Consider the following 25,280-nt stretch of genomic DNA (forward strand, 5'->3'; position numbering starts at 1 on the left):
GGGCTGCCGCTTACAGAAAGTGTTTAGACAAGAAAGAGGGTCGCTAAGCCGAGGAAGACCGACAGGCCGACGATGTCGGTGATGGTCGTCAGGGCCATACCGCCTGCTAGCGCTGGGTCGATGTTCATTTTCTTGAGTAGGATTGGGATACAGACCCCGGCAACCCCGGCAACCAAAAGGTTGGTCAGCATGGCTCCGGCGATGATGGCCCCGAGCAAGAGGTTCCCTTTCCATATCACGACGACGCCGCCGATTATGGCTGCCCACAATAGTCCGTTGATCAAACCAACTCGGGCTTCTTTGCTCAATAGCCAGCGGGTGTTGGTATCACCGATATGGCCAACGGCAAGACCACGGATCACTAGGGCGACAGTCTGATTGCCGGCAACCCCGCCCATTGAAGGCACAATGGTCATCAGGATAGCAATCGCCGCCATCTGTTCTAGTGTGTCCTCGAACAAGTTGGAAACTGACGCGGCAGCCAGTGCTGCTAGTACGTTGACGCCGAGCCAGATGCTGCGTCGCTTGGCCGATTTGACCACCGGCGCAAAAGTATCTTCGTCGTCATCCATACCGGCCATGCTCATCATCGAGTGCTCGGCATCCTCACGGATGATATCAACCACATCATCGATGGTGATACGGCCGACTAGCTGGTCGTCGGCATCGACAACCGGGGCCGATAGCCAATTACGGCGTTCAAACAGGTTGGCGACTTCACCGTCGTCCATATCAAACGGAATGGCTTCGTCGGCATCATCCATCACGTCATGGATTTCGGTATCCGGTTGGGTGGTGATCAGGGTCGCCAGTGACAGGTGGCCAATCAGCTTTTCGTTCTGGTCTACCACGTATAGGGCATCGGTCGCTTCGGGCAACTCGCCTTTCATCCGCAGGTAACGCAGTACCACATCGGCCGTGACATCACCCCGGATGGTGATGAAATCGGTGCTCATGATCCCGCCGGCAGTTTCCTCAGGGTAGGCCAGTGCCTTTTCAACCCGGTGCCGGTCGGTAGCATCCATCTGGGCCAGAACTTCCTGGTACTTGCTATCTGGCAAGCTACGCAGGACGTAGGCGACATCATCGGTTTCCATCCCTTCGGTGACCGCCGCCAGTTTGTCCGGTGCCATCTGGGCGACAATACCGTCTTTGACGTCTTCCGATAGCTCGTCGAGGATTTCACCCTGCTCTTCGGGATCGGTCAGTTGCCAGAGAACTTGACGTTCTTTGGGAGGGGAAGCTTCTAGCAGGTGGGCAATATCTTCCGGCTCCATATCCTGGAGCATACGGCGGACATGGACAAACATGCCGTTTTCAAGCGCCTGGTTGACTTCTTGCAGCGTTTGATGAGTTTGATCTTGATCGATGACATCGGCCATTGTTTGCAGTACCCCAAATGACTCAGATGTGAAATACCCCTGCATGCCCTTGAATAAGAACTGTGGGCTAGAGGACGGTATATCAGCGCAATAAATTGAATTTTAACGCAATCGTTGGGGTGTGTCTCACCAGAAGTGAGAGGAATCGATGAATAATTGAAGAAATACCTGCCCATTGGAGAGTAATAGGGAGCGGGCAGGGAGTGTTTTGCCAGCCGTTAGCTTTCTTCGTCAAAGCCGGCTTCTATAAGATCGCTCACGGCATTGAGGGCTTGCTCGGCATCGCCACCTTCGGCACAGACCAGCACTTGTTGGCCTTGGGCCGACTCAAGCATCAGTAATCCCATCACACTGTCTGCTGTAGCACTTTTCTCACCGTTGCTGATGGTGATGCAGGACTCGAAGCTCTGCGCCAACTCAACCAGCTTGATAGCTGCCCGGGCGTGCAGGCCCAGGCGGTTCTTGATAAAAAGCTCACGCGAAAATGCCGTCATGATTTGCTGGATTCCAAAGTACGGTGCCTGACCTGGACTTGGTGTCCTTCGTAGCGGAAGTATTCTGCCAGCTGCTGGGTAATATAGACCGAGCGATGTTGGCCTCCAGTACAACCGATCGCCACAGTGAGGTAGCTGCGGTTGTTTTTCTCCAACATCGGAAGCCAGGTTTCGATGAAGTTCCGCACCTGATAGATCAACTGGCTCACTTCGGCATGGCCTGACAGGTAGTCTTTGACCTCTTGGTCGAGACCGGTCAGGGGTTTGAGTTCCGGGATCCAGTGTGGATTGGGTAGGAAACGGACATCGAATACATAGTCGGCATCATTGGGCAAACCGTGTTTGAAGCCAAACGATTCGAACACCATGATCAGCTCGCGGGAATCTCGGCCGAGTACCCGGGAGCGGACAGTCTCACTGAGGTCATGAATGGACTTGGTTGTGGTATCGATGACCAGATCTGCACGGGCCTTTAGGCTTGAGAGCTGGGCACCTTCCGATTGGATCGCTTGTTCCAAGGTCATGCCATGGCGTGAAAGCGGGTGCAACCGACGGGTTTCGCTATAGCGTTTGACCAGGGTTTTGTCATCAGCGTCGAGGTAAATTACATTGACGTCGACATCGTCACCTAGGGTATCTAAGGTGTGGCTGATTTCCTCAGGATCTTCCGGCATGTTACGCACATCGATACTGACGGCGATATTCTGCTGGTTCCCTTGTTGGGTTTCGATGAACTGAGGCAGAAGGTTGACCGGCAGGTTATCTACACAGTAGTAGCCCAGATCTTCCAATACCCGCAGGGCAATAGATTTTCCTGAACCCGAGCGTCCGCTTACGACCATTAACATCATGGCTGGTAGTCCTTAACATTCATGGATGGTGTGAGGTCATTATGAATCACAGGTGAGTATTTGATAAAGCTCTTCGTCGCTTTTTGCGGTACGGAGTTGCTTACAAACCTGTTTGTTGCTGAGCTTTTCAGCCATGCTGGAGAGGGTTTTGAGGTGCTGTTGGCACTGTTCATCGGGAACCAGCAAGGCAAAAAGAAGGTCGACAGGTTGATTATCGATAGCATCAAACTGAATCGGGTCCTGACATTGGATCAGGACAGCAATGGCTTGATCACTGCTGCTGATTCGACCGTGTGGAATAGCAATACCATTGCCGATCCCGGTGCTGCCCATCTTTTCGCGGTTGAGCATACACTCGAACAACGGCTGGGGATTTTGGTCTAGATGCTTGGCAGCGACTTCGCTGATGATTTCCAAGGCACGTTTTTTACTGGAGCAAGGGACTGCACTTTTCGTGCAGTCCAGGCTCAATACATTACTCAGTTGCATGATTCAGTGGCTTTTGAGCTTATCTTTGTGTTTGTTAAGTTGACGCACCAGTTTATCAGTTAATGCATCAATAGCGGCATACATATTTTCCGAATCCGCTTTGGCGTGGATTTCTCCAGCGTTAATATGCAACGTCGCTTCAGCCACTTGCTGTAGCTTTTCCACGTTCAGAATGACTTGAACATTATTGATCTTATCGAAAAACCGCTCCAGCTTATCGAACTTCGTCTCCACGTATTCACGCATGGATGGGGTGATTTCAACATGGTGGCCAGTAAGATTGATTTGCATAGACAACTTCCTTCTTGTGGCGTCTGTTAGAGCAGACGTTTTCGCTGATTGGACGGCGGAATACCCAGCGATTCACGGTATTTGGCAATGGTCCGTCTTGCTACCATGATCCCTTGTTCCGCCAGTAATGTCGCTATCTTGCTGTCACTCAGCGGTTTGGCCTGGTTTTCGGCGGCAACCAGCTTTTTCACCAAGGCCCGGATAGCGGTGGATGAACACTCGCCACCGTTGTCGGTGCTGACGTGACTGGAGAAGAAGTATTTCAGTTCAAAAATCCCACGCGGTGTATGCATGTATTTCTGCGTAGTAACGCGGGAGATGGTGGACTCATGCATGTCGACCGCGAGGGCGATATCGTTAAGCACCATCGGCTTCATGGCTTCCTCGCCATACTCGAAGAAGTCCTGTTGGTGCTCGACAATGCAGCGGGCGACTTTCAATAAGGTTTCGTTGCGGCTTTCTAGGCTTTTGATCAGCCATTTGGCATCTTGCAGATGGGTACGGATAAACTGGCTGTCGGCCGAGTTACGGGTATTTTTGCTAAGGGCTGCGTATTGCTCGTTGACCTTAATACGTGGCACGCTATCTGGGTTGATGGTCACGACCCATTTGCCATGATCTTTGAATACCGACACATCCGGCACCACGTACTCGGTGTCGGAAGCAACCACACGGTTACCCGGTCGGGGGTCAAGGCCGTGGATTAACTGCATCACCTGCTTGAGCTCAGGCTCTTTGAGCTTGGTGTCACGCATCAACTGGCGGTAATCACGATTAGCCAGCAAGTCGATGTAATCGGTCAGCAGCATACGAGCTTCCGCCAGCCAAGGTGTGTCTGGTTGGAAGGTTGCAAGCTGAAGCAACAGGCATTCCTGCAAGTTGCGAGAGGCTACCCCGAGCGGGTCGAACTGCTGGATCCGTTTAAGTACGGCTTCAACTTCGTCGAGCTCGACTTCGTCATCCCCTAGGCTTTCAAGGATGTCCTCTGCCGAGCAGGTTAGGTAACCTTTCTCGTCGATGGCATCAATGATTGCAGTGGCAATTGTACGGTCAGTTTCACTAAAAGGTGTTAGCTCGACCTGCCACATTAAGTAATCCTGCAGGCTTTCAGTGGTTTCACCTTGGTAAACCGGCATGTCATCATCTAGCGCGATACCGGTATTGCCCGTGCTGGCACTGTAGACATCATCCCAGGTGGTATCGACAGGGAGGTCTTCCGGCATTTCCTGTTGCTCGATCGCATCGGACGTATCGAAAGCTTCGCTGTCGGCAACTTCGGACAGGCCGTCATCATTGCCGCTATCGCTGGCTTCAGCGGCTGCTGAGCTGCTATCGTCTTCGCCGTTGGTGGCTTCAGGGGTTCCTTCTTCCAGCTCGAGTAATGGGTTTGCATCCAATGCTTCCTGGATTTCTTGTTGCAAATCCAAGGTAGATAGCTGCAACAAGCGAATAGCTTGTTGAAGCTGTGGCGTCATTGCCAATTGTTGACCAAGTTTAAGCTGGAGCGAGGTTTTCATATTATTGTACGTACCTTATTTTTATCGCTGGTTCTTGCTACCTAGTACCCTAAATGGTGATCAAATCCCCTGCTTCCTCGTTGACTTCCATGAAGCATCTATAAATTAACTATAGACGGAACTGGTCACCCAGATAGACTCGTTTTACATGTTCATCATTGAGTACTTCTGATGGCGTACCATGGGCGATCAATTGCCCCTGGCTGACGATGTAGGCTTGCTCACAGACATCCAGCGTTTCCCTAACATTATGATCAGTGATCAGTACGCCAAGCCCACGATCGCGCAAATGTTCAATGATTTTCTTGATATCGATCACGGATATAGGGTCAACGCCGGCAAAAGGTTCATCCAGTAGGATGAATTTTGGGTTTGCGGCTAGCGCGCGAGCGATTTCTACCCGGCGTCGTTCACCCCCTGATAGTGCCATACCTAAGCTATTACGAATGTGCTGTATGTTGAATTCATCCAACAATTCTTCCAGTTTTTCCTGGCGCTCAAGCTTGGTTAGCTCTTTACGGGTCTGTAGGACCGCCATCAGGTTATCGTGCACCGAGAGTTTGCGGAAAATAGAGGCTTCCTGCGGCAGGTAGCCGATACCCATACGCGAACGGTTGTGCATAGGCTGCAAGCTGATGTCAGTATCATCAATAGTGATAACCCCTTCATCGCGGGCAACAAGGCCAACAATCATGTAGAAGGAGGTCGTCTTGCCTGCGCCGTTAGGACCAAGCAGGCCAACAATCTTGCCTGATTCAACTTGTAGGCTGACATCAGAAACCACTTTGCGGCCATTATAGCTTTTGGCCAAGTGCTGTGCTTTTAAGGTTGCCATGCGTGGTTACTTCTTGTCGTTGTTTAGCTGGTTCGGCTGGAGGATCGTGGTAACGCGTTGCTTCTTGCCGCTTTCCGCCACCAGTTTTTGCTGGTCGATACGGTAGCTGATCACATTACCTTTGATTTCGCTGCCTTCTTGGATCAGAACAGCGTCCTCGGTCATCTTGAGGAACTCAGTGGCCGTTTCGTAGCGCATTTTCTTGGCTTCGCCGTCGATGGGTTTGCCGTCATCCATGACCTGATGGAAGGTGGCTGGATTACCATAGGCATCGATGGTCTCTTTACCTTCCTCGCCGCCAGGGCGGGTGACAACTACTTTGTCGGCTCGAATATCGATACTGCCTTGGCGTAGAATGACATTGCCGGTAAAGGTCACGATATTCTTTTGAATATCCAACTCCTGGTTGTCTGAGTCGATATAGATAGGCTGCTCAGTGTCATTACTCAGTGCCCAGCTGGCTGTGCTCAGGCACAGGCAGAGCAGGGTGGTTAATTTATAGCGCTTCATATCTACCTTTTACATTATTCAATAAGGTGGCGATGTTACGGTCCATGTTGCCTTTCATGCCTACCCCTTCGTTTTGGAAGGCATCACCGGTAATAACGACATGATCCGGTGTGTCAAAATCCTTGCTGATCAAATCCAAACGCAGAGTTTCGGTTTGGATAACGCGTACCGCGGACTCTGGAAGCAAGTTAAAGATACGCACATTGCCTGTCATCTGCAGGATATGGTCCTTGTCTAAACGTGCTTCATTGGAGCTGATCCGCCATTCAGTCTCGCTGCCGTCTTTGTATACCCACAAGACCGGTTCAACGAAGTCCGTATTACCGCTCTGGCTAAAATGCTCAAGATAATCAGCATCTATCTGATAGCTACGCAGTCCTGATTCATTGTAGGACGTATTGACAACAGACTTACCGGTAAAGATCGGTTTCTCAGCATCCGGAGCGACCTGGACATCCTCAGCCCAGTGTTTTTCCAGCAGGTAAAAGCCTGTCCATGCACAGAAAACAATGAGTAGTGCATAGAATAGCCGCTTTAAGGTCATATACTTAAGCCTTTATGTTTATCTAATTCCCCTCGGGCTTCAAGGATCAGATCGCATACTTCGCGTACGGCACCGAACCCGCCTTGGATACGGGTGACAAAGTCTGCACGCTGCGCCAGTAAGGGGTGGCCGTCGGCAACACAGACGGACAGGCCAATTTTTTCCATGACCGGCCAGTCAATCAGGTCATCGCCGATGTAGGCGGTGTGCTCTGGGGAGATACCTAGGTTGGCGATGATATCTTCATAAGCCGCTAACTTGTTGTCCTGTCCTTGGTAAACATGTTTGATACCCAGGGCAGACATACGGTTTTCGACAATCGCAGATTTACGGCCAGTGATGATGGCGACCTCGATGCCGGCACCCATCAGGGATTTGATGCCGTAGCCGTCACGGGTATGGAAGGTTTTCAGTTCCTCGCCATCATTACCCATGTAGATGCGGCCATCGGAAAAGACACCGTCAACATCACAGATCAATAGCTGGATGGTACGGGCTCGGGAGAATATAGCTTGGCTAACTGGACCATAAAGCGTTTCGATTTGCATTACATCACTCCCGCTTTCAGTAGATCATGCATGTTTAGTGCTCCGACAAGTTTGCCGTTGTCGGTCACCAGTAATCCGCTGATCTTGCGATCTTCCAATAACTTCAGTCCTTCAGCGGCCAGTACGTCGGCACTAATGGTTGCTGGGTTACGGGTCATCACCGCACCAATGGTTGTCGTATGAATGTCTACACGGTTATCCAGTAAGCGGCGCAGGTCACCATCGGTAAAGATACCAAGTAGTTGTTGGTCTTTATCAATGATAGCTGTCATTCCCAAGCCTTTGCGAGAGACTTCCAGCAAGGCATCTTTGATCAACGCCTCTTCGCCAACCAACGGAAGGCGCTCGCCCGTGTGCATGATATCGCTGATACGGAGTAGCAACTTGCGGCCCAGCGCACCGCCTGGATGGGATAGGGCAAAGTCATCGGCGGTAAAGCCACGCGCTTCCATCAGGGCTATTGCCAGGGCATCGCCCATTGCTAGGGTTGCTGTCGTGCTGGATGTTGGTGCGAGGTTCAGCGGACAGGCTTCTTTGTTAACAGTGATCTGCAAGTGGATCTGAGACAGTTGTGCCATGCTAGATTCTGGCTTTCCCGTCATGCTGATCAATGGAATGCCCAAGCGTTTGATCACTGGAAGCAAGGTCATAATCTCCGATGCTTCCCCTGAGTTGGAAATTGCCAGTACTACGTCACCTTTTTCAATCATGCCCAAATCGCCATGGCTAGCCTCGCCTGGGTGAACAAAAAAGGCCGGCGTGCCGGTGCTAGCCAAAGTGGCGGCAATCTTGTTACCGATATGGCCCGATTTCCCCATCCCCATCACGATGACTTTACCGTTACATTCATGAATGAGCTGGCAAGCCTGAGTGAAGCTGCCATTGATGTAATGGGTCAGGCCATGAAGCGCTTCTGCTTCAATTTCAATAACTTTGCGGCCAATTTCGCAATAATCAAACGCTGTAGACATAATTTTCCTCTCCATTAGGCGGCCAGATTATAAAACAGATAACCTTGATAGGCGATAAAGGTCACCAATAGGATCAAGCCTTCTACACGGTTGATTCGGCGGCGCTTTCCAAGCGCCATCAAGACAAGCAATACTGATACACCCAGCATGACATAGTAATCACGCCCCATCGCCAGTGGGCTTAGGGTCGATGGGTTTAGCAGGCCAGGGATCCCCATAACAGCCAGAATATTGAAGACATTGGAGCCGATAATGTTACCGACCGCCATATCATCTTCGCCTTTGAACAAGCTGGCAACGGAAGCCGCGAGCTCCGGTAAGCTGGTACCAATCGCAATAATGGTTAGGCCAATTACCAGATCGCTCATGCCGAAGTATTTAGCAATGGTGACCGCTGAATCAACCAACATGCTGGCTGCATAAGGCAGTAGCACCAAACCAATAAGTGTCCACATAATTGCTTTCGGGTTGCTGACACCATCGGGAATATCGGATTCTTGCTCTTCAACAAGAGGATCACCGCCAGTGGCTTTGGCGTTGCGGCTGATTCTTAGCATTGCCAGCAAAAAGGCAACGAACAGCACGACGAGCAGCACACCTTCAAAGAAACCCAGGTGGCTATCCCACAGCAGGACACCGGCAATCAAGGTGACGCCCATCATCAGCGGCAGTTCTCGGCGGATAATCTCAGAGCTGATTGAAAGGGGTTTTATCAGTGCAGTAATACCTAGGATAAGGGCAATATTGGCAATATTTGAACCCAGCACATTGCCGACAGCGGTGTCTGTTTTGCCATCCAGAGCAGCGGTGGCCGACACCATCATTTCAGGCGCCGACGAGCCCATGGCAAGGATGGTCATACCGATGACCAGCGGGGTGACACCAAGATTTTTCGCAAGCGCCGCAGCGCCATAAACAAGTCGATCTGCGCTCCATACCAGTAAGGTCAGGCCGATACAGAGAAACACGATGGCTTCGAGCATTGTTATCCCTTTTGTAAAAATGTGCTGGATTGAATCACAACAGCATGCCGATAAAGCGGCAGCGATCCAATTGGGGTGATTAATTATAAGAGACTAATTTTGACGGTTCGGCCATGAAAAAGAAAGCAAAAGGGGTGAGAAATTACTTATTGCCGGCGCTTTTTTAATAGCTTGGGGCAATGGCTAAATAAGGTAAGGAGTTTTAATCATAATCGTGTTGGGTATTGAGGGCTGCAGATGATTTCTTTCTAGCCCGTATAGGGGACAAAGGGGTATCCGTAGTGCCGTGCTGACTAATAAATCACAGACTTCTTACAGTTCATCTCTTGAGTTGGTTGCATAATCTACCTATCATCAAAGACATAAAGATAACTAATTAATTCTATTCATATAATGTCGCTTGTTATTTTAGCAGGCCGACTTTTGGACTGGCAGGACAGCCATAATAAGGTAACTATGGAGCAGACAGAGGCGCTGGTTTCTATCCGGCAAATGACCTTCTCCCGTGGTGAACGGAAAATCTTTGACGATGTTTCGTTGGATGTGCCCAAGGGCAAAGTGACAGCAATTATGGGGCCGTCGGGAATAGGTAAAACGACCTTGCTACGTTTAATCGGCGGCCAGATCTTGCCTGATAGCGGTGATATCTGGTTTGAAGGTTGGAATATTCCAGCATTGAGCCGCCGTGAACTGTATCTGGCCCGCAAGAAAATGAGCATGCTTTTCCAATCCGGCGCCTTGTTCACCGACATGACGGTGTTTGACAACGTAGCGTTTCCGCTCCGTGAGCATACCCAACTTCCCGAAGACTTATTGCGTACCCTTGTGCTGCTCAAGCTCGAAGCTGTTGGGCTCCGAGGAGCTGCGCAATTAATGCCGAGTGAGTTGTCGGGTGGTATGGCCCGCCGGGCTGCGCTCGCTCGTGCAATCGCCCTGGACCCTGATCTGATCTTGTACGACGAGCCTTTCGTTGGCCAAGATCCGATCACCATGGGGGTACTGGTTAAGCTGATCCGTGATCTTAATCAGGCTCTAGGGACGACGTCAGTGATCGTCTCTCACGATGTGCCAGAGGTGATGAGTATTGCTGATTATGTTTACATTCTTTCAGGCAGTAAGATCATTGGCCAGGGGACACCACAGCAACTGCTTGATAACCCGGACCCGCGCATTCGTCAGTTCCTCGATGGTGATGCCGATGGGCCGGTACCGTTTCGTTTCCCGGCCGAGCCGATGGAGCAGGAATTGTTTGCGCTTGACGGTAAGGAGCGCAGTGCATGATGACTGAATTTATTTCCCGACAGGGGCGTCGGGCGCTGGATATTTTCCAGACCATGGGGCGAGCGACCCTTGTGCTATTCGGCGCCTTGGTCAGTCGGCCACAGCCTGGCAAGATGTTCCCGCTACTGGTACGCCAACTCTACAATGTAGGTGTCTTGTCCGTTGCTATCATCTTGGTCTCTGGGCTGTTTATCGGCATGGTGCTTAGCTTGCAGGGCTACATTGTGCTGGTGGATTTCGGGGCTGAAACCAGCTTGGGCCAGATGGTTGCCTTATCCCTGTTACGGGAGTTAGGGCCAGTGGTGACCGCCTTGCTATTTGCCGGCCGAGCAGGCTCGGCATTGACGGCTGAAATCGGCTTGATGAAAACCACCGAGCAATTGTCGAGCATGGAAATGATGGCGGTAGACCCGCTGCGCCAGGTTATTGCCCCGCGCTTCTGGGCTGGCGTGATTTCAATGCCATTGCTGGCGATGCTGTTCTGTGCCGTGGGTATTTGGGGTGGCGAGTTGGTGGGTGTCGAGTGGAAAGGGATCGATCACGGCAGCTTCTGGTCAGTGATGCAGTCTTCTGTTGACCTTGGCTACGACATCGGCAACAGCATAATCAAATCTGTCGTTTTCGCAATTACCGTCACATGGATTGCGGTTTTCAATGGTTACGATACAGTGCCGACTTCTGAGGGGATCAGCCGCGCGACCACACGTACCGTGGTGAATTCGTCACTGGCTGTATTGGGACTGGACTTTGTCCTAACGGCACTGATGTTTGGCAACTGATAAAGCCGCAATGCGGTAATACAACAGGAATTAACTGATGCAGCAAACGAAAAAACTAGAATTATGGGTAGGCAGCTTTGTATTGGCTGGCCTTGCTGCCCTGCTGGTCTTGATCTTCAAAGTTGCCGATGTCCAGAATTTAGGTGGCTCGGAGACTTATACCCTCAAGGCCCATTTCGACAATATTGGTGGCCTGAAAGTGCGCTCACCGATCAAGGTGGGTGGCGTAACCGTTGGTAAAATCACCAACATTACCTTGGATACAGAAACGTATGTCCCAGTGGTAACACTGTCAATCGAGAAGAAGTATGGCTACTTCCCAGAGACCAGTTCGGCAGCCATTCTTACCTCTGGCCTATTGGGTGAGCAGTACTTGGGCATTTCCCCGGGCTTTGTTGATGAAGACATTGAAATGCTGGGAGACGGTGATCTACTTGAGGACACCAAGTCTGCACTAGTATTGGAAGATATGATTGGCCAGGTGCTGTATAGCATCGGCGGAGACAGTAACTAAGAGAGCACAATTATGAAATGGTTTCGCTATGTACTTATGATGTTTGTCTGCCTGCCGTTGGTATCACAGGCAGCACTGGTTGATAAGACAAATCCTTATACCATGATGGATCAGGTTTCGCAGAAGACCTTTTCCCGCCTGAAGTCCGAGCAGAGTTTGATTCAGCAAAACCCTGAGCGCTTGCGTACCGTCGTACAGCAGGAGTTGTTGCCTTACATCAATACCCGCTATGCCGCTTATAAGGTGTTGGGGCCGCAACTGAAGAAAACGACCGCTCAGCAGCGCAATGATTTCGTAGCAGCGTTTACCGATTACCTGGTGGCGTCTTATGCCCAGGTACTGACTCAGTACACCGATCAGGATATTGAAATTGAATCGCCAAAATCGATTCCTGCTGATCGTAGCGTTGTGTCTGTTCGGGTTGATATCGTCGATAGCAAACGCCCTCCTATCCGTTTGGACTTCAAGTTACGCAAGAACAAGAAGACTGGTGAGTGGCAGGGCTTCGATATGGTGGCCGAAGGGGTTAGCATGATCTCGACTAAACAGAGCGAGTGGAGCGGTCAGTTGCGTAGTCAAGGTATAGACGCTGTGACCCAGGATCTGAAGCGATTGGCCGCCAAGCCAATTCGCCGTGAGCCAGAAAACAATGACTAAGCAAAAGATTGAGTGGCAAGCTCAGGAAAATGGTCTTTACTGCTTGTCAGGGGCATTGGAACGTGACACAGTTCCAGCTTTTTGGCAGCAACGCCATGAATGGATGCCGAAGGATAGTCAGGTTAAGTTGGATCTGGCCTCAGTCGGGCGTATCGATTCTGCCGGTATGGTGATGTTGCTACACGTATACCAACAGCTGAGCCAGAATGGGTCTGAGCTGAAAATATTGAATGTGCCAGAGCAGCTAGTCACGCTGCTTCGTCTGAGTCACGTTGAGTCAATGTTAGCAGCTTGCATCGAGTGAGCTGCGAAAGAGGATAGCTTGTGGAAATCTCTGAAATTAAAGAAATTCTAGAAAATGCTCTGGAACTTGACGAAGTGATCGTCAAGAGCGACGGCAGCCACTACGAAGTGATTGCGGTTGGCGCCATGTTCGAAGGTATGAACCGTGTGAAGAAGCAGCAGGCTATTTACGGTCCGCTGATGGGACAGATCGCAGCGAATGAAATTCATGCGTTGAGCATCAAGACGTACACACCGGAAGAGTGGGCACGTGACAAAAAATTGATGTCGCTGTCTTAAGAGGTTAATGATGCAGAAGTTTCGAATCCAGGGCGGTGGCCCATTAAGTGGCGAAGTCTCCATTTCTGGTGCTAAAAATGCAGCATTGCCTATTTTGTTCGCAGCTTTGCTGGCCGAAGAGCCGGTAGAAGTCGCGAATGTACCAAAGCTACGTGATATCGACACAACCATGGAGCTATTGAGCCGCCTGGGTGCCAAGGTATCGCGCAACGGTTCTGTGTACGTAGATGCAGGTCCGGTTAATGAATTTTGTGCGCCGTATGATTTGGTAAAAACCATGCGTGCGTCTATCTGGGCTTTGGGTCCATTGGTAGCGCGTTTTGGCCAGGGTCAGGTATCACTACCGGGCGGTTGTGCGATTGGTGCCCGTCCAGTTGACTTGCACATTCACGGCCTTGAGCAGCTAGGTGCGGAAATCATCTTGGAAGAAGGTTACGTCAAAGCGACAGTTGATGGCCGCCTGAAAGGTGCCCACATCGTGATGGACAAAGTCAGTGTGGGTGCGACGGTAACTATCATGTCTGCAGCAACATTGGCTGAAGGCACAACCGTGATCGAGAATGCGGCCCGTGAGCCAGAAATCGTCGATACAGCGGATTTCCTTAACACCCTCGGTGCGAAAATCACTGGTGCAGGTACTGATACCATCACTATCGAAGGTGTTGAGCGTTTGGGCGGTGGTTACCATGAAGTGGTTGCTGACCGTATCGAAACCGGTACTTTCCTTGTCGCAGCTGCGGTATCTGGCGGTAAGATCATGTGTCGCCACACCCGTCCATCACTGCTAGAAGCAGCGTTGGCAAAACTAGAAGAAGCCGGTGCCAAGATTGAAACCGGTGACGACTGGATCAGCTTGGACATGACTGATCGTGAGTTGAAGGCGGTAAATATCCGTACCGCTCCGCACCCTGGTTTCCCAACCGATATGCAGGCCCAGTTCTCGCTATTGAACCTGATCGCCAAAGGTACAGGTATCATTACCGAAACTATCTTCGAAAACCGTTTCATGCACATTCCTGAGCTGATCCGTATGGGCGCCCGTGCTGAAATCGAAGGTAACACAGTGATTTGTGGTGATACTGATGGTTTGAGCGGTGCACAGGTAATGGCAACAGACCTGCGTGCGTCTGCTAGTTTGGTCATCGCCGGCAGCATCGCCAAAGGTGAAACGATCGTTGACCGCATCTACCACATCGACCGTGGTTACGAGCACATCGAAGACAAGTTCAGCGCCCTAGGCATGAGCATCGAGCGCTTTAGCGAGTAAGAGCGGTTTTGCTTGAACTGAATATGTGAAAAATCCCCGGCCTTGGTCGGGGATTTTTTTATTGGGTGGACAGAATATGGCCCTAGGAAAAGCGGGCCCTAGGCGCTGGGAAGAGCCGAAGAGCATGACAATGATTTAGCTCCTGGCTTTGTTCGTTTTTTCCTCTAGCCCCGAGCCGAGGACCCAGGACCTGAGCCTTTGGCTCATAGCCCTTCGGCTCAGTATCCATTCGGCTCATCGCCAATCTGGACTGTTAGGTCGGTTGGTTGACCGTTGCGCAGGACCTTCATTACCACTTCGGTTCCCGGGCGAAGCTCGGTGACGATATCCAGTACGTTGCGGCGGTCGGTGACCCGCTTGCCGTCAATCTCGATCAGGATATCCTGTACCTTGAAGCCGGCTTTGGCGGCGGGCCCATTCGGATCCATGCCCATGACAATGATCCCACTGATCTGTTCAGCATCGTAAAGCCTTGCCATGACCGGGTTGATATCCCGTGCCTCCAAACCGATATAACCCCGGATAACGCGTCCGTCGGCAATCAGCTTGTCCATGATTTTACGGGTCAGTTCATAAGGGATCGCAAAAGAAATGCCGTAAGTTTCAATGTCGGTAGCCTGCTGGAAGGAGGCGGTATTGATCCCGACCAACTCACCACGGGTATTGACCAAGGCACCACCGGAGTTACCTTCATTGATTGCTGCATCGGTCTGCAGGAAGTCTTGCCTGCCGTAAAAACTCATGCCTGAACGGCCAGTGGCCGAGATAATGCCGTAAGTTGTTGTCTGTCCAAGGTTGTAAGGATTACCTATGGCTAGCACAACGTCGCCAACGGCCGGGCGGTAGTCTGGACTTGTTGGGATCACCGGTAGGTTTTCGGCTTGGATCTTCAATACCGCGAGGTCGGTACGTTGGTCTTTACCAATTAATTGGGCGGTAAGGATGCGACCGTCTTGCAGGGCGACAATGACCTGATCGGCTTCGGCGACAACGTGGTAATTGGTAACGATGTAGCCTTTGTCACTCATGATCACGCCTGAGCCTAGGCCCTGGGTACTGAGCTGTAGGCGGTCTTCGGCGTTGTAGCGACGATTGTAGATATTCACCACCGCTGGAGAGGCACGGCGTACTGCGTAGTTGAAAGAGACTTGGGTCTGGTTTACTTCAACAGGAGCCAATACCTGAGGTGTATCAAGCATTTGGGTCCGGAGATCAGGGAAGATCAGTAGCAGGGCGGTGGCCGTAATGACACCAAGCAACGTGGATCTAGCCAAAAAAGCCAGCATGTGTGCTCCCTTGAATGAATAAACTACTGATAATAACCGAAGAGGGTACCATTACCTTAGACAAGATAACAAATGTTGGCTGTGTATTTTATTGAATAATGTAGCGAAAGCTTAACCGCAACTTGTCTGCGGCAGCTGATATGGAGAGGGGGTATAGCAGCCGGTGTTGGCCGGCTGCCGGGGGATCAAGCTTAACGGATAATGAGGTAAAGGACGCTGTTATCTCGTTTCACTTCGAGGGCCAGCACGCTAGGTTTTTTATCCAGCGCTTTTCTCAACTCTCCGAGGTTTCGGATTGGCTGGCGGTTAACACCCTGAATGATGTCGCCTTCGCGCAAGCCATAACGGGCCGCTTCGGAGTTCTCCTGCAGAGCGGTGACTTTGACGCCTTTGGCACCGTCCTTCGAGGTTGTGTTGGCAAACTCGGCACCGGTAAGGCCTTCGTGCATACTCTCGGCTTTCACCTTGTTAACCGTAGCCTCCTGCAGTTTGGCAGTGACATCCATTTCCTTTCCGTCACGGACAATACCCAGGGATACATCTTTGCCTGCGCCAAGGGTCGCGATTTTCGCCCTTAGCTCACCGAAGGTGCGGATCTGTTTGCCATTAACCGACACAATAATATCACCGGCCTTCAGGCCTGCTTTTTCGGCGGCAGAATCAGGCATTACCTGGTTGATAAAGGCGCCATGGTTGGTTTCGTAGCCGAAGGCTTCAGCCAACTCGGAGGTGAGCTCACCACCTTGTACACCGAGGATACCGCGTTTGACTTCACCGAATTCAATGATCTGCTCGGTCAGGTTCTTCACCATATTGACCGGAATCGCAAAGCCGATACCGACGTTACCGCCGTTAGGGCCAAGGATTGCGGTGTTGATACCGACGAGCTCACCATTGAGGTTGACCAGTGCGCCGCCGGAGTTACCGCTGTTGATAGCTGCATCGGTCTGGATAAAGTTTTCGAAGTTCTCGATATTCAGGCCGCTGCGGCCAAGGGCTGAGATGATCCCGGAGGTGACAGTCTGGCCAAGGCCAAATGGGTTACCGATGGCCACGGCAAAATCACCGACACGTAGCTTGTCTGAGTCGGCCAGTCTGATTTCGGTCAGGTCGCTGGCGTCTTTGAGTTTGAGCAGGGCGATATCTGACATCTCGTCGCTACCAATCAGCTCGGCAGTGACTTCACGGCCATCATGTAGCTGGACCATGATTTTATCCGCACCACCGATAACGTGGTGGTTGGTGACGATATAGCCCTTGTCGGCATCGACAATTACCCCTGAGCCCAAGCCGCGGAATGGGCGCTCTCGCATTTGTTCTTCAGGGAAGTCGGGACCGAAAAAGAAGCGGAATGTTTCTGGTAAGCGTTGTCTGGATACTTGTTTACCTTCAACGGCAATACTGACGACAGCAGGGGTCACTTGCTCTAGCATTGGGGCCAGGCTGGGAACCTGCTGGTTGTTGACTGACTGGGGAAGGGCGGCGGTCGCCGTCACAGGGGTAATAACTGAGCTGATGCCGATTGTCAGGGCACTTAAAACAAGTAATGTTTTTTTCATTATTACTAAACTCCGGTTTTCAAGTCCAATCGCAGCCATACATCCTAGTGTATTGATATGGCTGCTTAATCTCAGACTTGAAAACTGGTGTTTAGTTCCTAAGAATTTTCTTAGCTTGCCTTTGACTCTTCAGCGACAGGCTTTGTTTCTTCGGAAACCACTTCAGGCTTTTGGTCCTTTAGTAGGCCCGTTGCACCATTGGCGTAATCGCGAGGTTGCTCGTCTTGGCTCTCTTTGACGTCCTTGACTGCTTCCAGTGTGCTAATACGGTGGGCAAATGGGTTGTCTTGCTCTGGTAGGTTAGGCATCAACTCGGTAGAGGTTTTCGCCATGTGCTCGTATAGCTTGCTGTAGTCTTTGGCGATGTTATCCAGTAGCTCTGAGCTCTGGGCGAAGTGGTCGACCAACTCCTGGCGGAATTGCTCTAGTTCGTATTTTGACTTATCCAGCTCTTTTTTCAGTTCTTTTTGCTGTTTCAAGCCTTTATTGCTCAGCCTCGTGGCAAAGGCACCGACAATGGCACCGGCAATGAAAATCAGCAGCGCATAAATCCAAGCCATGAAAAACTCCTTTTGCTCTTCTCTTATAGGGACAGGGGGATAACGTACTACGGCAGGCTGGCCTGCTGGGGGAATGGTGTACGTACGTCATCATGCCTGTTGTATAACATCAAGATTTAATTGGTGCTGAATAGCACGTCAACTTCATCTGCGCATCAACTTGTCTAGATACTATACATGTACATGAAGCAGCATGGTACTATCTCGCATACGGAGAATGACGGTTTGGGCTTTACAAGGATGACCCCACAACAAAAATACCAGCAAGATCTGAAGCGTAGCGATTTTATTGCCGATCCGGCCCAGGCCGCCGCTGTCGGCCACCTTGATGATTTGTATCACCGACTTCAAGCACCGAAACCCGAAATGACCCGGAGTTGGGTTGATCGCTTGATGCGTCGCCCAGTCGAGCCACTGGCGCCGGTAAAAGGCCTCTATTTCTGGGGCGGGGTGGGGCGAGGCAAGACCTATTTGGTCGATACCTTTTTTGACTGCTTGCCGACAGAGCGCAAAATGCGGGTCCACTTCCACCGGTTCATGCACCGGGTGCACCAGGAAATGAAGCAGTTAGAGCAGCAAAGTGATCCGTTGGAAACCGTAGCTGAGCGGTTTGCCGCTGAGACCGATATTATCTGCTTCGATGAGTTCTTTGTGTCGGATATTACCGATGCCATGATCCTTGGCACCTTGTTCGAGGCGTTGTTCCGCCGGGGGATCACCTTAGTGGCTACTTCGAATATCCCACCGGACGAGCTCTACCGCAATGGCCTACAGCGGGCTCGCTTCCTGCCAGCCATCGACCTAATCAATACCCACTGTGAAGTGGTTAATGTCGACTCAGGGGTCGACTACCGCCTGCGTACACTTGAACAGGCCGAAATCTACCATTATCCGCTGGATGCTCAGGCGGAGCAGAATATGCTGCACTATTTCCAGCAGTTGGCTGCCGGCGAGCAGCGTGAGGGCGGCTTGATAGAAATCAATAATAGGGACTTGCCAATCCGGCATGAAGGGGAGGGGGTGATCCATTTTGATTTTGCTACCCTGTGCCAAACAGCCCGCAGCCAAAGTGATTATATGGAGCTGTCGCAGATCTACCATACCGTCCTGCTCTCAGAGGTCGTCCAGATGCAAGAGGATGACAGTGATGCCGCAAGGCGCTTTATCGCTTTAGTGGATGAATTTTACGAGCGGAATGTCAAACTGATCATCTCGGCTGAAGTCGAGCTGGCACAGCTTTACCAAGGCGAAAGGCTGGCTTTCGAGTTCAAGCGCTGTTGCTCAAGGCTTATCGAAATGCAGAGCCACGACTACTTGGCTAGCCCACATATTCCATAACGCTACGTGTACTGGGCCAGTCATCTGTGATGGGAAAACCGCCCAAATTAGAGGTTGATAACCTGCTGTTTTGGGCCTTAAACCGCTCCAGAGAAAAAATCGCAATTTTTTTTCAAAAAAAGGTGATTTTTTCTCCACCCTTCCCTATAATCTTGCGACCCACCGTACCTGTAACGGCAAAAGCCGGGAGTGCCAACCACTCGAAGGGGTGATGAGAGGGCTCTGTACAGAGGGAGCATTATGCTCCTATGAAGTGAAACTATTTAATTTTGGGTAAGAATTAGCATGAAAACTTTCGTTGCTAAACCAGAAACTGTAAAACGTGACTGGTATGTTGTTGACGCTGAAGGTAAAACTCTTGGTCGTCTAGCAACTGAAATCGCATCTCGTCTACGTGGTAAGCACAAGCCGGAGTACACTCCGCACGTTGACACTGGTGACTACATCGTAGTTATCAACGCTGAAAAAGTTGCAGTAACTGGTGCTAAGCGCACTGACAAGATGTACCACCACCACACTGGCTACATCGGTGGTCTGAAGTCTATCAGCTTCGACAAGCTTCTTGATAAGAAACCAGAAATGATTATCGAGACTGCTGTTAAAGGCATGCTTCCTAAAGGTCCTCTAGGCCGTGCTATGTACCGTAAGCTGAAAGTTTACGCTGGTACTGAGCACAACCACGCTGCACAACAGCCTAAAGTTCTAGACATCTAATTGGGGAAGATGACAATGGCAGAGAATCAATACTACGGCACTGGTCGCCGCAAAAGCTCAGCTGCTCGCGTTTTCATTAAACCGGGTACTGGTAACATCGTAATCAACAAGCGTAGCATCGAAGAATACTTCGGTCGCGAAACTGCTCGCATGGTTGTTCGTCAGCCACTTGAGCTAGTTGAAATGATTGAGAAACTAGATCTATACATCACTGTTAAAGGTGGTGGTATCACTGGTCAATCAGGCGCTATCCGTCACGGTATCACTCGTGCACTTATGGAATACGATGAGACTCTACGTCCAGCACTACGCGCAGCGGGTTACGTAACTCGTGACGCACGTAAAGTTGAGCGTAAGAAAGTTGGTCTACGTAAAGCACGTCGTCGTCCACAGTTCTCTAAGCGTTAATTTTACGCTTCAGAATTTATTCTGGAAACTGTGTGCAAAAGCTCAACCTTCGGGTTGGGCTTTTTTATTGCCTGAAATTCAGCGCTTGGTATTTCTCTCGGTTGTCACATCTAGGCAACAAACCACGGCTTTCTAGCCCGTAATCCGCACCAATATCTTTCCTCTTTTCCCAATCAAAATACCGTAGCAACAGCTGTTTGCATTACAGGTAGTAACAAAAAGCACATACCTCTCACATTTGTTGCGAAAAAGTAGCTTTATCTTGTCAAAAGGTGGGGTTTTTTTTATCATTTGGCGTGATAAGCAACAGCTTTATACCGCCACTTTAGCCTTCCGGGTTGGAAGGGGTCGCTGTTGTTTCTTTCCGTTGAAAGTTAGCCGTAAGCTCCAGGGACGCAAAAGGACATAATAATAATCCAGAGCGGGAGCACATGGGAGAATGTTGGATGAGCAATGCGCCAGTAAGTAACGGCCGACGCCGCTTCCTGACTGCAACGACTTCGGTTGTTGGAGGCTTGGGTGCAGCTGCTGTAGCTGTGCCTTTTATCAAATCTTGGAACCCGAGCGCGAAAGCAAAAGCCGCCGGTGCGCCAGTTGAAGTTGATATCAGCAAGTTGGAAGAAGGCCAGATGGTCCGCGTCGAGTGGCGTGGTAAACCTGTCTGGGTAGTCCGCCGTAGCGATGCTGTTTTAAATGAATTGGGTGGCCATGATGGTCAGCTTCGTGATCCGTCTTCGGCGGAGCCGCAGCAACCCGAATATGCCCAAAATAAATTTCGTTCAGTTAAACCTGAAATCTTTCTAGCCGTAGGTATTTGTACCCACCTAGGCTGTTCACCTACTTATTTACCCAATACCTTCAGTGAGCAGGTAAGTGGTATTTCAGCCGGTTTCTTCTGTCCTTGCCACGGGTCGAAGTTCGATATGGCTGGCCGGGTCTTTGCGGGGGTGCCAGCACCATTGAACCTGGTTGTGCCGCCTCATACGTTCCTGGATGACAATACCATTCTGGTTGGTGTAGATGAGGAGGCAGCCTAATGGACGGTTTACTTGGATGGGTTGAAAAACGCCTGCCAATGATGAATGCCTATAAAAAGCATTTGTCTGAATACCCGATGCCAAAGAACTTCAACTTTTGGTATCTGTTTGGATCGCTAGCCATGCTGGTACTGGTCAACCAGATCATTACCGGGATCTGGCTGACTATGAACTACGTGCCTTCCGGCGACGGGGCCTTTGCCTCGATCGAATACATCATGCGTGATGTAGAGTACGGTTGGCTACTCCGTTATATGCACTCGACGGGAGCCTCGGCCTTCTTTGTCGTGGTTTACCTGCATATGTTCCGTGGTTTGATCTACGGCTCTTACCAGAAACCCCGTGAGCTGCTATGGCTGTTCGGGATGCTGATCTTCTTGGTACTGATGGCTGAAGCCTTCATGGGCTACCTACTGCCATGGGGCCAGATGTCTTACTGGGGTGCGCAGGTAATCATCTCGCTATTTGGTGCGATTCCGGTCATCGGTGATGACCTCACGCTTTGGATCCGTGGTGACTACGTGATCTCCGGCGCGACCCTGAACCGCTTCTTTGCCCTCCATGTTATCGCATTGCCTATCGTGTTGTTGCTGCTGGTTGTTCTGCACATTCTTGCGCTGCACGAAGTGGGTTCTAACAACCCAGACGGTATCGAGACCAAGCTGCCTAAGGGTACCAAGGGTGAGGACTACAAAACTCAGTTCCCATTCCATAGCTACTACAGCAAGAAGTACGACATTATCGACTCTATTCCTTTCCACCCATACGGGACGGTGAAGGATATGGTAGGTATTGCCGTGTTCGCTTTCTTGTTCAGTTACGTGATCTTCTTCAACCCAGAGATGGGCGGCTACTTCCTTGAGCCACCTAACTTTGAAGCGGCTAACCCGCTGAAGACCCCAGAGCATATTGCCCCGGTTTGGTACTTCACACCGTTCTACGCTATTTTGCGTGCGGTTCCTGACAAACTGCTGGGTGTTGTGGCGATGGGTGCCTCGATCGTGGCGTTGTTCCTGCTGCCATGGCTTGACCGCTGTAAGGTGCGTTCTTACCGCTACCGCAGCAAATTGCACTTGGCTAACATTGTCCAGTTCACCATCAGCTTCATTGCTTTGGGTATTCTGGGTGCATTGCCGGCAACCCCGACATACACCATCTTGGCGCAGATCTTCAGCTTTGCGTATTTCATGTTCTTCGTCCTGTTGTTCTTCTACAGCAAGAATGAAGCAACCAAACCGCTACCAGAGAGGGTGACATTCAAATGAAGAAGTTGATTGTAATGCTATTTGCCCTGCTGCCTTCTCTGGCTATGGCAGCGGGTCCATCGGTGCCACTGGATAAAGCTGGTAATGACCTGACGGACAAGGCCTCGCTGCAGCGCGGTGCCCAGACCTTCATGAATTACTGCTTTGGTTGTCACGCGACCCAGTACCAGCGCTATGAGCGAGTGGCGACGGATCTGGGGATCCCAGCTGATCTAATGATGGATAACATGGTGTTTGACCCAGAAGCCAAAATTGGTGACCTGATGGTCAATGCTATCCCGACCGAGTACGCTGCGGCTTCGTTCGGTGCTCCGGCGCCGGACCTGACCATGGTTGCCCGTGTTCGAGGTAGCGACTGGCTTTACACTTACCTACGCTCTTTCTACGCGGATCCTAGCCGTCCGTTTGGAGTCAACAATGTTGTCTTCCCGAGTGTAGGTATGCCCCATGTTCTGGAAGAGCTGCAAGGTGTACCGACTAAAGTGTACGAAACCCGCCTGATTGACGGTGAAGAAGTACAGGAATATGTTGGTATCAAATCTGACGGCACGGGTGAGTTGAATGATGAAGAATATGACGAGGCTGTTCGCGATCTGGTCAATTTCCTCGAATATTCAGCAGAACCAATGAAGTTGGAACGCCAGCGTCTGGGTTACTGGGTAATGGGCTTTATTGCCGTATTCTTTGTACTAACATTACTGTTGAAGAAAGAATATTGGCGTGATGTCCACTGATCAGGTAATCTAGTGGGTTAGAATCTCGCAATGGGGGCCGGTGCCCCCGTTGCTTTTTGTGTATTTAAGTATACTGGAGGGGTTAATGGCTGTTGCTGCCAATAAACGCTCTGTGATGACTCTGTATTCTGATGCTTCTGACATCTACAGCCATCAGGTGCGTATCGTACTAGCAGAAAAAGGTGTAAGCGTTGAAATCGAGCTGGTTGACCCAAACAACCTGCCGGAAGACTTGCTAGACCTAAACCCGTACAACTCTGTGCCGACTTTGGTTGACCGTGAGCTTGCACTTTACCAAGCAAGCATCATTATGGAGTATCTGGATGAGCGTTTCCCTCATCCACCATTGATGCCTGTTTACCCTGTTGCTCGTGGTAACAGCCGTTTGATGATGTACCGTATCGAACGTAACTGGTACACACTGGCAGAAAAAATTAACAAAGGCTCTGGTGACGAAGCTGATAAAGCACGTAAGCAATTGCGTGAAGAGCTACTCGCTCTTGCTCCTGTATTTGCTGAGTTCCCTTACTTCATGAGCGATGAGTTCAGCCTAGTTGATTGCTACCTTGCCCCACTGTTGTGGCGTTTGCCTGAAATGGGTATCGAACTGACTGGCGCTGGCGCTAAAGAAGTTAAAAACTACATGACCCGCGTTTTCGAACGTGATTCATTCTTGGCTTCATTGACTGAAGCTGAGCGCGAAATGCGTTTGGCTGGCAGCTGATGATGGACATCGACAACATGACACCGCGTCGACCGTATTTGCTGCGCGCTTTCTATGATTGGTTGGTAGATAACGATTTGACCCCTCACTTGGTGGTCGACGCTACGCTACCGGGTGTCAAGGTTCCGATGGAATTTGTCAGTGACGGACAGATTGTCCTGAACGTAGCCCCGCGTGCAGTGGGTAACCTGGAATTAGGTAATGAGGCGATCAGCTTCAGTGCCCGTTTCAGCGGTCGTCCTCACTCGGTGATTGTTCCACTTTATGCCGCTATGGCTATCTACGCGCGTGAAAACGGTGCTGGCACCATGTTCGAGCCAGAGCCTGCCTATGCGACAGACATGGCAGATATCGAAGAAGTGGAAGAAATCGCAGAAGAGCAGATGCAGGATGCACTAGCGCCTGTTGAGCCTGTGACTGAAGCGGTTTCAGATATCGAACCTGATGATGAGCCACCACGTCCTCGTGGCCGCCCAAGCTTGCGAGTTGTGAAGTAATTTCATAGCACCCATCGCTTGGTAAGCTTACCGCATTAAAAAACGCAGCATTCGCTGCGTTTTTCTTTTTCTGGCGGAGTGTCGGTGACCTTTGCCGATAACCTCTATTTCTCAGGGTACTCAAAGACCTTGACGACTTTTTTGACCCCGGAAACATTGCGGGCGATATCTGCTGCGACATTACCTTGTTCACGGCTGACATAGCCGAGCAGGAAGACTTCCTGGCCTTCGGTGATGACTTTGATCGTCGCATCGCGCAGTTGCTTGCTGCCAATCAGCTGAGCTTTGACCTTGGTGGTTAGCCAGCTATCTTTGCTCACTTCGCCAAGTTGCGGCAGCGGACGGATCTGGATTTGGTTATAGACGGTATTGACGTTTTTCAGCTCACGGACCTGTTGTTCTAGTTGGTTGCTATAGGTTGACTCTGTGGCTTGGCCAACCAGCAATACCTTGCCATCGACAGCTATTGCATTAACCCGGGTTTGCTGGCGGTAGGGTGGTTTGTTGGCCAGCCCACCGACTTCCATTTCGATCTCTTGGTCATACCATTGCTGCTTGGTCGAGCGGGTATCAGCTGGATCCAAAGCAGCACAGGCCTGCAGGCCGAACGCCAGCAGAAGAACAATAAGCGGACGCCAGTTCATGGTTACCTTCCTTGTTGTA

General features: G+C 50.8%; 31 protein-coding genes. 15 read left to right on the forward strand and 16 right to left on the reverse strand.

Going from position 1 to position 25,280, the window contains the following annotated elements; genetic code table 11:
- Window positions 1-23: 23 nt before the first annotated feature.
- The 12 genes from mgtE to C9J01_RS20500 form a co-directional block, all read right to left on the reverse strand.
- Window positions 24-1,382, reverse strand: coding sequence for a magnesium transporter (gene mgtE / locus C9J01_RS20445; RefSeq protein WP_107299997.1), 1,359 nt, complete (start codon window positions 1,380-1,382; stop codon window positions 24-26).
- A gap of 218 nt (window positions 1,383-1,600) precedes the next feature.
- Entirely contained in the window at window positions 1,601-1,876 is a 276-nt protein-coding gene (locus tag C9J01_RS20450; protein WP_107299998.1) for an HPr family phosphocarrier protein, read from the reverse strand.
- Window positions 1,873-2,727, reverse strand: coding sequence for an RNase adapter RapZ (gene rapZ, locus C9J01_RS20455; protein WP_107299999.1), 855 nt, complete (start codon window positions 2,725-2,727; stop codon window positions 1,873-1,875). Before rapZ ends, C9J01_RS20450 begins: the two co-directional genes overlap by 4 nt.
- A gap of 39 nt (window positions 2,728-2,766) precedes the next feature.
- On the reverse strand, window positions 2,767-3,216 hold the full coding sequence (ptsN, locus tag C9J01_RS20460) for a PTS IIA-like nitrogen regulatory protein PtsN (protein WP_107300000.1): 450 nt from the start codon (window positions 3,214-3,216) through the stop codon (window positions 2,767-2,769).
- 3 nt (window positions 3,217-3,219) lie between these two features.
- Window positions 3,220-3,507, reverse strand: a complete 288-nt coding sequence (gene hpf / locus C9J01_RS20465) for a ribosome hibernation promoting factor (protein WP_107300001.1) — start codon at window positions 3,505-3,507, stop codon at window positions 3,220-3,222.
- Window positions 3,508-3,533: 26 nt separating this feature from the next.
- Window positions 3,534-5,024: an RNA polymerase factor sigma-54 gene (locus C9J01_RS20470; RefSeq protein WP_107300002.1), complete on the reverse strand. Its 1,491-nt coding sequence runs from the start codon at window positions 5,022-5,024 to the stop codon at window positions 3,534-3,536.
- Window positions 5,025-5,133: 109 nt separating this feature from the next.
- Window positions 5,134-5,859, reverse strand: a complete 726-nt coding sequence (gene lptB / locus C9J01_RS20475) for an LPS export ABC transporter ATP-binding protein (protein WP_107300003.1) — start codon at window positions 5,857-5,859, stop codon at window positions 5,134-5,136.
- Between the two features lie 6 nt (window positions 5,860-5,865).
- On the reverse strand, window positions 5,866-6,369 hold the full coding sequence (gene lptA / locus C9J01_RS20480; protein WP_107300004.1) for a lipopolysaccharide transport periplasmic protein LptA: 504 nt from the start codon (window positions 6,367-6,369) through the stop codon (window positions 5,866-5,868).
- Complete coding sequence (lptC, locus tag C9J01_RS20485) at window positions 6,356-6,913, reverse strand: LPS export ABC transporter periplasmic protein LptC (RefSeq protein ID WP_107300005.1); 558 nt, start codon at window positions 6,911-6,913, stop codon at window positions 6,356-6,358. The genes lptA and lptC overlap by 14 nt, the downstream gene beginning before the upstream one ends.
- Complete coding sequence (kdsC, locus tag C9J01_RS20490; RefSeq protein WP_107300006.1) at window positions 6,910-7,461, reverse strand: 3-deoxy-manno-octulosonate-8-phosphatase KdsC; 552 nt, start codon at window positions 7,459-7,461, stop codon at window positions 6,910-6,912. Before kdsC ends, lptC begins: the two co-directional genes overlap by 4 nt.
- On the reverse strand, window positions 7,461-8,432 hold the full coding sequence (locus C9J01_RS20495) for a KpsF/GutQ family sugar-phosphate isomerase (protein ID WP_107300007.1): 972 nt from the start codon (window positions 8,430-8,432) through the stop codon (window positions 7,461-7,463). The genes kdsC and C9J01_RS20495 overlap by 1 nt, the downstream gene beginning before the upstream one ends.
- Before the next feature lie 14 nt (window positions 8,433-8,446).
- Window positions 8,447-9,415 (reverse strand): calcium/sodium antiporter, encoded by a 969-nt coding sequence (locus tag C9J01_RS20500; RefSeq protein WP_107300008.1) that lies wholly within the window; start codon window positions 9,413-9,415, stop codon window positions 8,447-8,449.
- A gap of 456 nt (window positions 9,416-9,871) precedes the next feature.
- Here C9J01_RS20500 and mlaF point away from each other — a divergent pair, with 456 nt between their 5' ends.
- The 7 genes from mlaF to murA are packed head-to-tail and all read left to right on the forward strand — an operon-like array spanning window position 9,872 to window position 14,495.
- On the forward strand, window positions 9,872-10,696 hold the full coding sequence (mlaF, locus tag C9J01_RS20505; protein ID WP_107300009.1) for a phospholipid ABC transporter ATP-binding protein MlaF: 825 nt from the start codon (window positions 9,872-9,874) through the stop codon (window positions 10,694-10,696).
- A complete protein-coding gene (gene mlaE / locus C9J01_RS20510) occupies window positions 10,696-11,475 on the forward strand; it encodes a lipid asymmetry maintenance ABC transporter permease subunit MlaE (RefSeq protein ID WP_201797854.1) in 780 nt (259 codons plus the stop codon). Before mlaF ends, mlaE begins: the two co-directional genes overlap by 1 nt.
- Window positions 11,476-11,512: 37 nt before the next feature.
- Window positions 11,513-11,989 carry an outer membrane lipid asymmetry maintenance protein MlaD gene (gene mlaD, locus C9J01_RS20515; protein WP_107300011.1) on the forward strand — a complete coding sequence of 159 codons (477 nt, stop codon included), beginning with the start codon at window positions 11,513-11,515 and terminating at the stop codon, window positions 11,987-11,989.
- 12 nt (window positions 11,990-12,001) lie between these two features.
- Window positions 12,002-12,646, forward strand: coding sequence for a phospholipid-binding protein MlaC (mlaC, locus tag C9J01_RS20520; RefSeq protein ID WP_107300012.1), 645 nt, complete (start codon window positions 12,002-12,004; stop codon window positions 12,644-12,646).
- Window positions 12,639-12,950, forward strand: a complete 312-nt coding sequence (locus C9J01_RS20525) for an STAS domain-containing protein (protein ID WP_107300013.1) — start codon at window positions 12,639-12,641, stop codon at window positions 12,948-12,950. Before mlaC ends, C9J01_RS20525 begins: the two co-directional genes overlap by 8 nt.
- A gap of 20 nt (window positions 12,951-12,970) precedes the next feature.
- Window positions 12,971-13,228 (forward strand): BolA family iron metabolism protein IbaG, encoded by a 258-nt coding sequence (gene ibaG, locus C9J01_RS20530; protein ID WP_107300014.1) that lies wholly within the window; start codon window positions 12,971-12,973, stop codon window positions 13,226-13,228.
- Window positions 13,229-13,238: 10 nt separating this feature from the next.
- Window positions 13,239-14,495 (forward strand): UDP-N-acetylglucosamine 1-carboxyvinyltransferase, encoded by a 1,257-nt coding sequence (gene murA, locus C9J01_RS20535; RefSeq protein WP_107300015.1) that lies wholly within the window; start codon window positions 13,239-13,241, stop codon window positions 14,493-14,495.
- A gap of 218 nt (window positions 14,496-14,713) precedes the next feature.
- On the opposite strand, the gene degS is transcribed toward murA, so the two are convergent.
- The 3 genes from degS to zapG all read right to left on the reverse strand — a co-directional run bounded on the left by degS (window position 14,714) and on the right by zapG (window position 17,900).
- Entirely contained in the window at window positions 14,714-15,781 is a 1,068-nt protein-coding gene (degS, locus tag C9J01_RS20540) for an outer membrane-stress sensor serine endopeptidase DegS (protein WP_107300016.1), read from the reverse strand.
- Window positions 15,782-15,972: 191 nt separating this feature from the next.
- Window positions 15,973-17,340 carry a Do family serine endopeptidase gene (locus C9J01_RS20545; RefSeq protein ID WP_107300017.1) on the reverse strand — a complete coding sequence of 456 codons (1,368 nt, stop codon included), beginning with the start codon at window positions 17,338-17,340 and terminating at the stop codon, window positions 15,973-15,975.
- 110 nt (window positions 17,341-17,450) lie between these two features.
- A complete protein-coding gene (zapG, locus tag C9J01_RS20550) occupies window positions 17,451-17,900 on the reverse strand; it encodes a Z-ring associated protein ZapG (RefSeq protein WP_107300018.1) in 450 nt (149 codons plus the stop codon).
- Between the two features lie 240 nt (window positions 17,901-18,140).
- Between zapG and zapE the strand changes: the two genes are divergently transcribed.
- The 8 genes from zapE to sspB all read left to right on the forward strand — a co-directional run bounded on the left by zapE (window position 18,141) and on the right by sspB (window position 24,617).
- A complete protein-coding gene (zapE, locus tag C9J01_RS20555; protein ID WP_107300057.1) occupies window positions 18,141-19,238 on the forward strand; it encodes a cell division protein ZapE in 1,098 nt (365 codons plus the stop codon).
- A gap of 285 nt (window positions 19,239-19,523) precedes the next feature.
- A complete protein-coding gene (gene rplM / locus C9J01_RS20560) occupies window positions 19,524-19,952 on the forward strand; it encodes a 50S ribosomal protein L13 (protein WP_107300019.1) in 429 nt (142 codons plus the stop codon).
- A 15-nt stretch (window positions 19,953-19,967) separates the two neighbouring features.
- Complete coding sequence (gene rpsI / locus C9J01_RS20565; RefSeq protein ID WP_107300020.1) at window positions 19,968-20,360, forward strand: 30S ribosomal protein S9; 393 nt, start codon at window positions 19,968-19,970, stop codon at window positions 20,358-20,360.
- Between the two features lie 446 nt (window positions 20,361-20,806).
- Window positions 20,807-21,397, forward strand: a complete 591-nt coding sequence (gene petA / locus C9J01_RS20570; protein ID WP_107300021.1) for a ubiquinol-cytochrome c reductase iron-sulfur subunit — start codon at window positions 20,807-20,809, stop codon at window positions 21,395-21,397.
- Window positions 21,397-22,662 (forward strand): cytochrome b, encoded by a 1,266-nt coding sequence (locus C9J01_RS20575; RefSeq protein WP_107300022.1) that lies wholly within the window; start codon window positions 21,397-21,399, stop codon window positions 22,660-22,662. Before petA ends, C9J01_RS20575 begins: the two co-directional genes overlap by 1 nt.
- On the forward strand, window positions 22,659-23,396 hold the full coding sequence (locus tag C9J01_RS20580) for a cytochrome c1 (protein WP_107300023.1): 738 nt from the start codon (window positions 22,659-22,661) through the stop codon (window positions 23,394-23,396). The genes C9J01_RS20575 and C9J01_RS20580 overlap by 4 nt, the downstream gene beginning before the upstream one ends.
- A gap of 85 nt (window positions 23,397-23,481) precedes the next feature.
- Window positions 23,482-24,120, forward strand: coding sequence for a stringent starvation protein SspA (gene sspA, locus C9J01_RS20585; RefSeq protein ID WP_107300024.1), 639 nt, complete (start codon window positions 23,482-23,484; stop codon window positions 24,118-24,120).
- Between the two features lie 2 nt (window positions 24,121-24,122).
- Window positions 24,123-24,617, forward strand: coding sequence for a ClpXP protease specificity-enhancing factor (sspB, locus tag C9J01_RS20590; RefSeq protein ID WP_107300025.1), 495 nt, complete (start codon window positions 24,123-24,125; stop codon window positions 24,615-24,617).
- A 104-nt stretch (window positions 24,618-24,721) separates the two neighbouring features.
- Here sspB and C9J01_RS20595 read toward each other — a convergent pair whose 3' ends face one another.
- Entirely contained in the window at window positions 24,722-25,261 is a 540-nt protein-coding gene (locus tag C9J01_RS20595; RefSeq protein ID WP_107300026.1) for a BON domain-containing protein, read from the reverse strand.
- Window positions 25,262-25,280 lie beyond the last annotated feature (19 nt).

The sequence above is a fragment of the Photobacterium rosenbergii genome, assembly GCF_003026455.1.
GTDB classification, from domain to species: domain Bacteria; phylum Pseudomonadota; class Gammaproteobacteria; order Enterobacterales; family Vibrionaceae; genus Photobacterium; species Photobacterium rosenbergii.